This window comes from Pacificimonas flava (genome assembly GCF_000342165.1).
Taxonomy (GTDB): Bacteria; Pseudomonadota; Alphaproteobacteria; order Sphingomonadales; family Sphingomonadaceae; genus Pacificimonas; species Pacificimonas flava.
Genome location: NZ_AMRV01000001.1, coordinates 299,770 through 311,722 on the forward strand (window position 1 = coordinate 299,770; position 11,953 = coordinate 311,722).

An 11,953-nucleotide genomic window follows, 5' to 3' on the forward strand; every position below is an offset into this window, starting at 1 on the left:
GTGCGCGCGTAAGGAGGGGCCCACATCACAACGAATGGAAAGCGCGAGCTAGACCTTGGACGCTGAAACACCGATTTCCGGCGGCGGACCGGACGATATCCGCCCGATCTCCATTACCGAGGAGATGAAGACCTCCTACCTGGATTACGCAATGAGCGTGATCGTCAGCCGTGCGCTTCCCGATGTTCGCGACGGCCTGAAGCCGGTCCACCGGCGTATCCTCTATTCCGCCTTCGAAAACGGCTATGTCGCCGGCAGACCCTATCGCAAGTCGGCGCGTATCGTCGGTGACGTGATGGGTAAGTATCATCCGCATGGCGACAGCGCGATCTACGACGCGCTCGCGCGTATGACGCAGGACTGGTCGATGCGCGTGCCGCTCATCGACGGGCAGGGCAATTTCGGGTCGATGGATCCCGATGCGCCCGCCGCGATGCGCTACACCGAGGCGCGCCTTGCGAAGGTCACGGAGGAACTGACCACCGACCTTGATAAGGATACGGTCGATTTTGTCGACAATTACGATGGGTCGGAAAGCGAGCCGGCCGTCCTTCCGGCGCGATTCCCGAATCTGCTGGTCAATGGCGCCGGTGGTATCGCCGTCGGCATGGCGACCAACATCCCGCCGCACAATCTGGGCGAGGTGGTGACCGCCGCGCTCGAATATATCGCGAACCCCGCGATCAGTGCGGAGGATCTGATGGCGTTCGTACCGGCGCCTGATTTTCCGACCGGCGCCTATGTGATGGGGCAGGGCGGTCTGCAGTCCGCGTACACCACGGGGCGGGGCAGCGTGATCATGCGCGCGCGGTCGAAGGTCGAGGAGAAGGGCGGCGATCGGCGGGCGCTCGTTCTCACCGAAATTCCATTTCAGGTCGGCAAGGCCGGGCTGGTGGAGAAGATCGCCGAGGCCGTCAAGGACAAGCGCGTCGAGGGCGTCAGCGATATGCGCGACGAATCGAACCGCGACGGCGTGCGCATCGTCATGGATCTGAAGCGGGATGCCACACCCGACGTCGTTCTGAACCAGCTTTATCGCCATACGCCTGCGCAAAGCAGCTTTGCCTTCAACATGCTGGCGATCCGCGGCGGACGTCCGGAACTTCTCAACCTTCGCGACATCATCGAAGCGTTCATCCGCTTCCGCGAGGAAGTGATCACCCGTCGATCGAAGTTCGAGCTGAACAAGGCGCGGGACCGCGCGCACGTCCTGCTTGGCCTTGTGGTCGCCGTGTCCAACATGGACGAGGTGGTGCGGATCATCCGCGGCGCCGCCAGCCCTGCGATAGCGCGTGAGGAACTGCTCGCCAAAGACTGGAAATACGGCGAAATCGCTGAATATGTCGCACTGGTGGAGGGCGACGGCGTTCGCGGTGCGGCGGTCGAAGGAGACTGGTACAAGCTTTCCGACCGGCAGGTTAAGGCCATTCTCGATCTGCGCCTCAACCGCCTGACGCAACTCGGCCGGGAGGAGATCGCCGGCGAGTTGAAGGAAATCAGCTACACGATCGAAGAATTGCTGGAGATCCTCTCCGACCGGGCGCGCCTCTACGCGGTGATGCGGGAGGAACTGGAACAGGTTCGCGAGCAATATGCGACGCCCCGCCGAACCGAACTTGTTCCCTATCTCGACGATATCGACGATGAGGATCTGATCGAGCGCGAGGACATGGTCGTCACGGTGACCATGACGGGCTATATCAAGCGCGTGCCGCTGTCCGTTTATCGAGCCCAGAGGCGCGGCGGGAAGGGGCGTTCGGGCCTCAATATGAAGGACGAGGACGTGGTCACGCAGCTGTTCGTGACGTCAACACATACGCCGGTCCTCTTTTTCTCCTCTGCGGGCAAGGTCTACCGCCTGAAGGTCTGGAAGCTTCCTGAGGGAACACCGCAGGCGCGGGGCCGCGCCATGGCCAATCTTCTCCCGCTTGCGGAGGGCGAGACCATTTCGACGGTTCTGCCCTTGCCGGAAGACGAGACGGAGTGGGCAGACGTCAACGTGGTGTTCGCCACGCGCCAGGGCCGCGCGCGCCGGAACAGTATGGATGCGTTCACCCGCGTGCCGTCGAACGGCAAGCTGGCAATGCGTTTCGACGAGGGCAGCGAGGATTGCCTGATCGGCGTTGCGCTTTGCACGGACGAGGACGACGTGTTCCTTGCAAGCCGCCAGGGGAAAGCAATCCGTTTTGCATCCACCGATATTCGAGAGTTCGTATCGCGGACCTCGACGGGCGTCCGGGCGATGAGACTTGCCAAGGGCGACGAGGTCATGTCGCTGTCGGTGATCCGGTCGTTCGAAACCTCCCCGGAAGAGCGGGATGCCTATTTTCGCGGTGAACTGCCGGACGAGCGCTCGGCCCTCTATGCAGAGAGCGAGGATTTCATTCTGACGGTCAGTGCGAACGGCTTCGGCAAGCGGACGTCCAGTCATCACTATCGGCGAACAGGCCGCGGCGCCCAGGGCGTCACCAATCTCGACGTCACGCAAAAGACCGGCCCTGTCGTCGCCAGTTTCCCTGTCGAGGAGGGGGCGGGCCTTATGCTCGTGACCGACCAGGGGAAGCTGATTCGCACGCGTACGGAAAATGTTCGCATTACCAGCCGCGCTACTCAGGGCGTGACCTTGTTCAAGGTCGGCAAGAACGAGCATGTCGTCTCGGCGGCCAAGATTCTCGAGGAGGATGAGGACGAGGATCACGACGACAACCAGCCTGCGATCGAGGCACCCGAAGATGTCGTCGAGGCGGAAGTGTCAGACGACGGTTGCGGTGAGGATGAAGATGCCGGCAACGCGTAGAAGAAATGGAGAAGTCTCCGCATCGTTCTTGCGATTTCCTGGTTACCCCCGGTCCGGGAAACCGCGACGGTTGACGGAACGTTCCGCAGGTTCAAGCACTGTTCAGGCGGGTTGAAGTATAGTTTCAGATGATACTTGGCGCTGGTTGTGCCGGCGCGAAGATGCATTGATTAGGTTGGACGACCAAAGGGAGATCTTATGAAGTTCGTATCGAAGATCGCGCTGGGCGCGGCGCTCGCATTGAGTACGGTCGGCGCATCGACGCTGCCGGCGTCTGCAGCGAACGCTCAGGAGCAGGCAGAGGCCTATCAGGCGAAGCCATCGAGGAAGGCCGCCAAGCCGCTTTCGGCTGCGAACGAGGCTCTGCAGGCCAATGACTTTGCAACTGCGCAGGCGGAACTCGCAAAGGCTGACGCGGCGGCGGAATCCGCTGACGACCGGTTCATTACGAACCAGTTGAGGTTGAATCTCGCGATTGCCACAGATGATGATGCGCTTTTGAATGAGGCGATCAACAATCTTCTGAATTCTGGCAGCCAAGCTCTGACGCCGGAGAAGCAGGCCCAGTTCATCAGCGCACTTGGGTCCAAAGCGCTGGAGAATGGGGATGATGCAGCAGCGTTGCAGCATTTCCAGCGCTTGGCAGAGTTGCAACCGAACAACCCGAGCGTGATTTATAATGTGGGTGTTCTGCAGCTTCAAAATGGACAGGCGCAGCAGTCGTACGATTCCTTTGGCCGGGCGATCGAGGTCGCTGAGGCCAATGGCGAAACCGCGGAGGAAGCCTGGTATCGTCAGCGCCTCGCCGCGGCCTTGCAGAATGAGTATGATCTGCTCGAACCGGGTTTCGCGTTGATCCAGGCGTATCCCACGCCGCAGAACTGGCGTGACGTGCTTCTGAGCTATCGTGACACGACGGAATTGTCGGATGATCAGAACCTCGATGTGTTTCGACTTCTTCACGACGTTGACGCGCTGCAGGGTGAAGGCGATTACTTCGAATATGCATCGACCGCCGAGCGTCGCCGACTGCTTGGTGAGGCAAAGGCTGCCTATGATGCCGGCATTTCGGCTGGCGCCCTCGACGCTGGCAAGCCCTATGTTTCGGAACTCAAGGGGCTAATCGATCAGAATTACGCGACCGATCAGCAGGAGCTTGATTCCCTGGCAGCCGAGGCGGCATCGGAGCCGAATGGAAAGCTCGCCGCCAATACCGCGACCGCGTATCTCGGCTATGGCGACAATCAGAAGGCCGCGGACCTTTACCGCACGGCCCTTGAGAAGGGCGGCGTTGACGCAGCCGACGTAAACACGCGTCTTGGCATTGCACTGACGCGTGCGGGCGACACGGCCGGTGCGCGCGCTGCGTTCGAGGCCGCGAAGAGCGGACAGAACGGAACGCTTGCCGACTTCTGGCTTGCTTATCTGGATGCTCAGTCTCCCGCAGGCTGATCGCTGCATTCTGAGACAAACGGGAAGGGCGGTGCCGGAGGCACCGCCCTTTCGCGTGTAGGGACAAGTATAAAATGAGATCGACTCTAACGGCGGGGCGGTTCTGGCTTGTGCATTGTCTTTGCGCGGTGGCCGTGACCAGTTGCGCCAGCACCGCGCTGAGAACTGAGCCATCCTCAGCAGAGTATTCCCTATCGCCGGATGCACTCGCGGCGCATGTCGCCTGGCTGTCCAGTGATGATCTGGCCGGTCGGGAGCCTGGTACCGAGGGCGACAAAGATACGACCGCCTATCTGGTCAGCCAGTTTCGTGCCTTGGGCGCGGTGCCTCTTGCCGCTCCCGATTATCGCCAATCCTTTGAAATTAGCCTTGATGAGGCGACCGTCCAGACCGCGAACGTCGTTGCCACCGTTCGGGGAACGCGTGAGCCGGAACGATATGTTCTGTTCATCGCCCATCATGACGGCCAGGGACTCTGCGCAGAAAGCAACGACCGCATCTGCAATTCCGCCGTCGACAATGCCAGCGGTACGGCAGTCCTGATCGAGATGGCGCGGCAGGTCGCTGCCAGACCGCTGCCGATCTCCATAATTTTCCTGGCGAGCGGTGCAGAGGAAGAGGGGCTGCTCGGCGCCAAGGCGTTTATCGAAGACCCCCCAGTGCCCTTGGCCCAGATTGAGGCGGCGTTTGGCCTCGATACGGTGGCGGCGCGCGGTTACAGCGATACCGTCGGCATTCTTGGTGAAGGTTTGACCTCGCTCGACCCGCTGGTTCGCCGGGCGGCCGCGCGAAGCGGCCGCCATGTCGACACGGCCGAAGGCACGGCAGACTTTTACCGCCGTTCGGACCACGCCGTCTTTGCCGACGCCGGTGTGCCCGCCATCATGGTGACGGGTTTGTTCGCCCCCGGCGAGGACAAGTTCGTGACCGGCGCCTACGCCGCCAATCATTATCACCGGCCCAGCGATGAGGCAGGCCCGACCATCGATTATCGCGGTGCTGCCGCGGACGGAGCCCTGCTTCTGGAGATTGCCGCTCTTGTCGCCGATGCGGAAACACCACCGCGATGGACCGAGAATTCCATCTATCAGCGCCCCTAGCTAAGCGGCGCCTGCCCTCATATAAGGCGGCGCTCCCCGCGCAGAGTCCAAGGAGCCCGCCCGTCCATGAGTAGCATTCAAACCGCCCTTACGTTCGACGACGTTCTGCTGGTTCCGCAGGCCTCGGAGGTCATGCCGTCCGAGGTCGATCTTGGCTCCGATCTGACGAAGACCATCCGATTGAACGTGCCGATACTGTCGGCGGCGATGGATACCGTGACGGAAGCGGACATGGCCATTGTCCTCGCGCAGATCGGCGGCTTGGGCGTTCTTCATCGCAATATGACGGTGGAGGAGCAGGCAGCAGCCGTTCGGCAGGTGAAGCGGTTCGAGTCCGGAATGGTGGTGAACCCGGTCACGATGCGCGCTCAGCAGACATTGGGCGAGGCCCTGGAACTCATGAAGCGGTATCGGATCGGCGGTATTCCGGTGACGGAGCCGCGCGGTTCCGGAACGGCTGGAAAGCTGGTGGGAATTCTGACGAACCGCGACGTTCGGTTCGCCGAGAATATGGATCAGCCCGTCAGCGAACTCATGACGCGGGAAAATCTGGCAACCGTCAATCCGGGCGTATCCACGGAAGACGCGCGCCGCCTGCTGCATCAACGGCGGATTGAAAAGCTGCTGGTGGTCAATGACGATTTCGAACTCCTCGGCCTGATTACCGTCAAGGACATCGAGAAGGCGGTCACCTACCCCAATGCCACGAAGGATTCGGCGGGGCGTCTGCGGGTGGCGGCGGCAACGACAGTCGGCGACGCGGGATTCGCGCGTACCGAAGCGCTGATCGATGCGGAATGCGACGTCGTCGTCGTCGACACGGCGCACGGTCATTCTTCCCGCGTGGCAGAGGCGGTGACCCGCATCAAGAAGCTGTCGAACACGGTGCAGATCGTCGCAGGGAACGTCGCGACGGGTGCTGCGGCCGAGGCGCTGATCGACGCGGGTGCCGATTGTATCAAGGTCGGTATCGGTCCCGGCTCGATCTGTACGACCCGCGTGGTGGCGGGGGTCGGCGTGCCGCAGTTCACGGCGGTCATGGATTCAGCAGCCGCGGCAGCAAAGCACGGGATTCCCGTCATCGCCGATGGCGGCATCCGCACATCCGGCGATATGGCAAAGGCCATCGCTGCCGGCGCCTCCGCGGCGATGGTGGGTTCGCTGCTCGCGGGAACCGAGGAAGCGCCGGGCGAGACGTTCCTGTATCAGGGACGAAGCTATAAATCCTACCGAGGCATGGGTTCCGTCGGCGCCATGGCACGCGGGTCGGCCGACCGCTATTTCCAGCAGGACATCAAGGATCAGATGAAGCTGGTTCCCGAAGGTATCGAAGGGCAGGTTCCCTATAAGGGGCGCGCTGCCGATGTCCTTCATCAGCTCGCGGGCGGCCTCAAGGCGGCGATGGGCTATACGGGATCGCGTACGATCACCGATCTGCAGACGCGTGCGCATTTCGTGCAGATCACGGGCGCCGGCCTCAGCGAGAGCCATGTGCACGATGTCAGCATCACTCGGGAGGCCCCGAATTATCCCACACGGTAGCCTGTTGTGACGCCGGCGGCGCGTGTCCAGGCCGCGATCGAAATCCTGGATCTGGTGATCGAGGCTGCGCGCGAGGGCGGGGCGGCGGCGGATGTCATTGTCCAGCGTTACTTCCGGTCGCGTCGGTATGCCGGTTCGAAGGATCGCCGGGCCGTGCGCGATCTGGTTTTCGATACCATTCGCGCAATCGGTGAACGCCCGGAGAGCGGCCGCGCCGCCATTCTGGGAGCCAAGCCGGAACTGGAGGAATGGTTCGGAACGGGCGGACACGCGCCAGAGCCGATCGCACCGGCAGAGGGACGGGCGGAAACCAGCCTCGCCCCGAATTGGCTTTTGGCGAAACTCGGTAAGCGGGCGGATCCGGCGCTGCTGTCGCGTGCGGGCATCGACCTGCGCGTCAACACGTTGAGGGCGGAACGGCCGCAAATGTTGCACCTGGGGCAGCCCATTGCGGATCTGCCGAACGGCATTGCCGGAGCGCCCGAGGATATTGCAGCGCGCCCTGAATACGAAGACGGGCGCGTAGAGATCCAGGATGCGGGCAGTCAGCGTATCGTGCAGATGTGCGGCGCGGCGCCAGGTATGACGGTCGTTGATCTCTGTGCCGGGGCTGGGGGGAAAACCCTGGCGCTTGCCGCGGATATGGCGGCGGAGGGCCGGCTGATCGCGGCAGATACCGATCGGATGCGGCTAGGGGCGCTCCGCCCTCGCGCCGAACGTGCGGGAGCGACGATGATCGAATCGCGCCTGCTCGATCCGCAGCGCGAGATGGAAGCGTTGACCGATCTGGCGGGCGCGGCGGATGTGGTTCTCGTGGATGCACCCTGCTCCGGAACGGGCACGTGGCGCCGGAATCCTGAGGCGCGCTGGCGCCTGACGCCGGAGCGCCTGCAGCGTCTTACGCGCATCCAGGCGCAACTCATCACTCTAGGAGCGAGCTTGGTCAGGCCTGGCGGTAGCCTGGTCTACGCTGTCTGTTCGCTGCTTCCCGACGAGGGCGATCATATTGTCAGCGGTTTCGGTGATCCCCAAATGAGACTGACGGATACGCGGCTTCTGACGCCGCAGAAGGATGGATCGGACGGCTTCTTCATCGCGCGTTTCGAACGGGCATGTTAAGGGCGGTGCGACTGAACTGGAGACGCAGATGAAGAAGTTACTCCTGACCGGGGCCGGCGCAGCGCTGATTGGCGGCCTGTCCACCATGGCGTTCTGCACCACGGCCCAACCGGCGATCGCTCCGCAGTCCATGCGGTTTACCGATGCCGGTCAGGACATGCTTGGCAGCAACGATGCGGAAGCGGCCATCCGCCAGTTCGAGACTGCGCTTGCGGTCGATCCGAAGAATGTCGATGCCTATATCGGAATGGCGCGCGCTTATGACCAGTTGGGCCTGCCTGGCCGCGCTGTGAAATTCTATCGCGAGGGGCTTACGATTGATCCGACAAACCTGCTGGCGTTGGAGGAACAGGGCGCGGCACTGATCAAGCGCGGCGCCGTCGCACGCGCCGAAGCGAATTTGGATCGGATTCGAGAGATTTGCGGTGATTGTGGAGAGGCAAGTCGGCTACAGGGTGCGATTGCTGCCGGTCCGCCCGCAGTGGAAGATCCCGCTTCGGCGGAGGCTGCCATGGAGCCGGACACCGACCTCGAGCAACCGGAGCCGCCGGCAACGAACTAGCCGTCGCTGAGGATGCGCGCAATCTCCACGAATTCCTGTACGGAAATCGTTTCAGGTCTGCGCGTCGCCTCTATGCCCAGAGTTTCCAAAGCCTCCAATGCGTTCGGAACGGACTTCAGGCTTGCCCGCAGCATTTTCCGGCGCTGACCGAAGGCAGCGGCGGTCAGACGGGACAGGATTTCGGCATCGACTCCGACGGGCTGCGCCCTGGGAGTGATGTGAACAATTGCAGAATCGACTTTCGGCGGCGGAACGAAGGCGCGGGCCGGCAGCCGCATCGCGATGCGTGCCGTTGAGCGCCACTGGGCGAGAACCGAAAGGCGGCCATAAGCGCCGGTTTGCGGCAGCGCGACGATCCGTTCGGCGACTTCCCGTTGAAACATGAGCGTCAGACTGCGCCACCATGGCAGCCACGGCGCTTCAAGCCAACGGACGAGCAGAGCGGTTCCGACATTGTAGGGAAGGTTCGCGGCGACATGGGCATTGCCGATCGTCGAGGGTTCATCGATGGTCAGTGCATCGCCTTCGATCACCGACAGATTTCCACCGGATATTTCCGCAAGTTCGCCGAGCGCCGGCAGGCACCGGCTGTCCATTTCCACCGCGGTCACGCGGGCACCCGCCTTGAGCAGAGCGCGCGTCAAACCGCCGGGGCCGGGTCCGACCTCATAAAGATGCTGGCCATGCAAATCCCCGGGGATGCGCGCGATCTTCGCGAGCAAGTTCGGATCCAGCAGGAAGTTCTGACCGAGCGCCTTCTTCGCACTGAGGCCGTGTGCGGCGATGGTATCCCTGAGCGGCGGCAGATCCGCAAACGGATCCGCGGTCACGCCTCCTCCCGATCGTAAAGCATGCGCTGCTCTGCACAGAAGTCCGCCAAAGCAAGCGCCGCGGCCATCGCGTCCGGGCGGGCGAAGCCCTTGCCGGCAATGTCGAAGGCCGTGCCGTGATCAGGGCTGGTGCGGACGATGGGCAGGCCGAGCGTCAGGTTCACACCCTCATCGAAGTGCAGGGTTTTGACGGGAATCAGCGCTTGATCATGATACATGCAGATCGCGGCGTCATAGCCCGCCCGGGCGCGGGGATGGAACATCGTGTCGGCAGGAAGAGGGCCGAACACATCGAAGGGTTCGCCGGCCAGCGCCTCGATGGCGGGCAGGATGATGTCTTCCTCTTCAGTGCCCATCAGCTTGCTCTCGCCGGCATGAGGATTGAGGCCGGACACCGCAATACGGGGGCGGACCACGCCGAAGTTCCGGATGAGACCACGCGCCGTCGCACGAATGCGGGCCGTGATCATGTCCGTCGTCAGAACGCGCGGCACATCCGCAAGGCTGATATGCATCGTGACGGGCACGCATTTCAGGTTCGGACCAGCGAGCATCATGGCGATATTCTCTGGTGCGACCCCGCAGCGCTCGGCCACGAACTCCGTCTGGCCGGGGTGATTGAAGCCGATGGCGTGGAGCTGCGATTTGGATACAGGCGCCGTGACGAGTGCACTTGCAGCGCCCGAGCGGACAAGCCCGGTGGCGAACTCGAGAGAATCGAGCGCGCAGCGCGCGCCCTCGAGACTTGGCTCCCCGAAGCGCACATCCTCGCTATGTTCCACCTCGATCAGCGGAAGTGCATGGTCGAAAACGCGAAGCGCATCCTGCGGTGAACCGATCGTCTCAATCGGCCCCTTCCACGCCGCGGCGAGAGCGTTGCGGCTTCCCACAGCAAAAAAGCGGGGCAGGGCGCGGGCTTCCGCCTCAGCGTAGATTTTTGCCGTGATCTCGGCACCCACCCCCGCCGGGTCGCCCAGGGCAATGGCCACCGGCAGGCTCATGCGGGGCGGAATTTTCGTATCACGATTGCCACGCATATGCCCTGCCGGGGAACGCTCCCGGAAACAAGAAATAAGTTCCCGGGCGCGCCGCGCAGGATCAGCGATAATCGATGATGGCTTCACGGCGAAGATCACGCAAGTAACGCCGCGCCGCCATATTGACCCGCGATTCTTCCAGCTGCTGGTACATCGCGGTGAAGTTCGGGGCCGCGACCTCGTTCGGCTGTTCGCGGCCACAGAGGGTCAGCACCTTCAGCCCCTCCTGCAACGAACCGAAGGGCGGGGTGGACTGCCCAATCTGCATCTGCCCCACGACATCCTTCAGCTGGGGTGGAAGATCGCCGAGACGCAGCGAATCGTTGACGGTCACCTCGCCGCCGAGCTGCTGCGCAACGCCCTCGACGCCGCCGCAACCGCCCATGCCCGTTATCGCATCGTTCATCCGCGCGACGAGCGAGCGCGCATCCTCCTCGCTTGTCTCCGGCGACAGGTTCACGGAGATCTGCTTCAGGCTGAGGATGGCATCGTCCTCGTTGGCGGTCAGTACCTGACGTTTGTCGACCAGCGCCAGGATGACGACAGCGCCTGGAATCTGGATCGGCTGCGTAATCTGCCCTTCCTGCATCCGCGCCACGATCGGCTGCAGTTCCTGCGGCAATTGTTCAAGCTGCACCCATCCAAGGTCGCCGCCGAGCGTCGCCGTCGAGCTTTCCGAATATTGCCGCGCATAGGCTACGAATGCCGCGCCCTGCGCCAGTTGCTCCGCGATTCCATCCGCCTGCGCCTTCACCTGCGCGGCGTTTTCCGGCGACGTGAACAGAACGAGTTCCGCGATCCGGAATTCATCCGTACCCTTGTTCGCCTCCATATCCGCGATCATGCTTTCGACTTCATCGTCGCCGACATTCACGAACGGCTCCACGCGGCGGCGAAGCAGGCGACCCCATGCAAGTTCCGCCCTGATCTGCTGCTTGATCGACATGGGGGAGGTGCCGCGCGTCTCCAGATAATTGCCGAACTTCTCGGGGGTCATCTGAAAATTCTGCGCGACCCGGCCAAAGGCGTCGGTCAGGTCCTGGTCCGTTACGACAATATCGTTTTCGGCGCTTTCCTGAATCTGCAGTTTCTCGTCGATCAGGTTCCGCATTACCTGCAGCCGCAGACGGAGTTGCTCCTGTTCGTCGAGATCGGTGGGATTCGAAGCCAGAACCAGATTCAGCCTCTGCTCCACGTCGGTATCGGTCACGACGTCGCCGTTGACGACCACGTTGGCCTTGCGCACGTTGGGATCGTCCGGCTCGGCAAACATGCTGATGTTCGGCGTGCGGTTCAGCTCGTCCAGAATCGGGTTTTCCGCCTGCGAGGAATCGGCAGCCCGTTCACTGGCGCTCGTGGCCGGCTCGGTCTGAGCATGAACGGCCAGCGCCAGGGTAGACGCCAGCGCGGCGCCGGCAAATGTGCGTAGCGTCGTCAGGTTCATCCTCGAATTTGCTCCTTGAACTAGATGGGTATCGGGCTGGGGCGCCCCGCCGCCGATGCGCCGACCGCTC

The 11,953-nt window shown here is 62.6% G+C and carries 9 protein-coding genes; 6 read left to right on the top strand and 3 right to left on the bottom strand.

Annotated features, from left to right (window positions below; genetic code table 11):
• The first annotated feature begins 55 nt into the window (after positions 1 to 55).
• The 6 genes from gyrA to C725_RS01460 all read left to right on the top strand — a co-directional run bounded on the left by gyrA (position 56) and on the right by C725_RS01460 (position 8,572).
• Positions 56 to 2,797, top strand: a complete 2,742-nt coding sequence (gyrA, locus tag C725_RS01435; RefSeq protein WP_008599686.1) for a DNA gyrase subunit A — start codon at positions 56 to 58, stop codon at positions 2,795 to 2,797.
• 198 nt (positions 2,798 to 2,995) lie between these two features.
• Positions 2,996 to 4,249, top strand: coding sequence for a tetratricopeptide repeat protein (locus C725_RS01440; protein WP_008599687.1), 1,254 nt, complete (start codon positions 2,996 to 2,998; stop codon positions 4,247 to 4,249).
• 74 nt (positions 4,250 to 4,323) lie between these two features.
• A complete protein-coding gene (locus C725_RS15120; protein WP_078056086.1) occupies positions 4,324 to 5,349 on the top strand; it encodes a M28 family peptidase in 1,026 nt (341 codons plus the stop codon).
• Between the two features lie 66 nt (positions 5,350 to 5,415).
• Positions 5,416 to 6,891 (top strand): IMP dehydrogenase, encoded by a 1,476-nt coding sequence (gene guaB / locus C725_RS01450; protein ID WP_008599690.1) that lies wholly within the window; start codon positions 5,416 to 5,418, stop codon positions 6,889 to 6,891.
• A gap of 6 nt (positions 6,892 to 6,897) precedes the next feature.
• Positions 6,898 to 8,010, top strand: a complete 1,113-nt coding sequence (locus tag C725_RS01455; protein ID WP_008599691.1) for an RsmB/NOP family class I SAM-dependent RNA methyltransferase — start codon at positions 6,898 to 6,900, stop codon at positions 8,008 to 8,010.
• A gap of 28 nt (positions 8,011 to 8,038) precedes the next feature.
• Positions 8,039 to 8,572: a tetratricopeptide repeat protein gene (locus tag C725_RS01460; RefSeq protein WP_008599693.1), complete on the top strand. Its 534-nt coding sequence runs from the start codon at positions 8,039 to 8,041 to the stop codon at positions 8,570 to 8,572.
• On the opposite strand, the gene rsmA is transcribed toward C725_RS01460, so the two are convergent.
• The 3 genes from rsmA to C725_RS01475 all read right to left on the bottom strand — a co-directional run bounded on the left by rsmA (position 8,569) and on the right by C725_RS01475 (position 11,883).
• A complete protein-coding gene (rsmA, locus tag C725_RS01465) occupies positions 8,569 to 9,402 on the bottom strand; it encodes a 16S rRNA (adenine(1518)-N(6)/adenine(1519)-N(6))-dimethyltransferase RsmA (protein WP_008599694.1) in 834 nt (277 codons plus the stop codon). The two genes, C725_RS01460 and rsmA, sit on opposite strands and share 4 nt — an antisense overlap.
• Positions 9,399 to 10,403, bottom strand: a complete 1,005-nt coding sequence (gene pdxA / locus C725_RS01470; protein ID WP_038281221.1) for a 4-hydroxythreonine-4-phosphate dehydrogenase PdxA — start codon at positions 10,401 to 10,403, stop codon at positions 9,399 to 9,401. The genes rsmA and pdxA overlap by 4 nt, the downstream gene beginning before the upstream one ends.
• 97 nt (positions 10,404 to 10,500) lie before the next feature.
• Entirely contained in the window at positions 10,501 to 11,883 is a 1,383-nt protein-coding gene (locus tag C725_RS01475; RefSeq protein WP_008599696.1) for a peptidylprolyl isomerase, read from the bottom strand.
• Positions 11,884 to 11,953: the final 70 nt, after the last annotated feature.

What these genes read in the sequence shown, in the direction of transcription:
- C725_RS01475 (WP_008599696.1), bottom strand. Translation starts at nt 11,883, where the DNA reads ATGAACCTGACGACGCTACGCACATTTGCCGGCGCCGCGCTGGCGTCT.
- guaB (WP_008599690.1), top strand. Translation starts at nt 5,416, where the DNA reads ATGAGTAGCATTCAAACCGCCCTTACGTTCGACGACGTTCTGCTGGTT.
- C725_RS01440 (WP_008599687.1), top strand. Translation starts at nt 2,996, where the DNA reads ATGAAGTTCGTATCGAAGATCGCGCTGGGCGCGGCGCTCGCATTGAGT.
- C725_RS01460 (WP_008599693.1), top strand. Translation starts at nt 8,039, where the DNA reads ATGAAGAAGTTACTCCTGACCGGGGCCGGCGCAGCGCTGATTGGCGGC.
- pdxA (WP_038281221.1), bottom strand. Translation starts at nt 10,403, where the DNA reads ATGAGCCTGCCGGTGGCCATTGCCCTGGGCGACCCGGCGGGGGTGGGT.
- C725_RS15120 (WP_078056086.1), top strand. Translation starts at nt 4,324, where the DNA reads ATGAGATCGACTCTAACGGCGGGGCGGTTCTGGCTTGTGCATTGTCTT.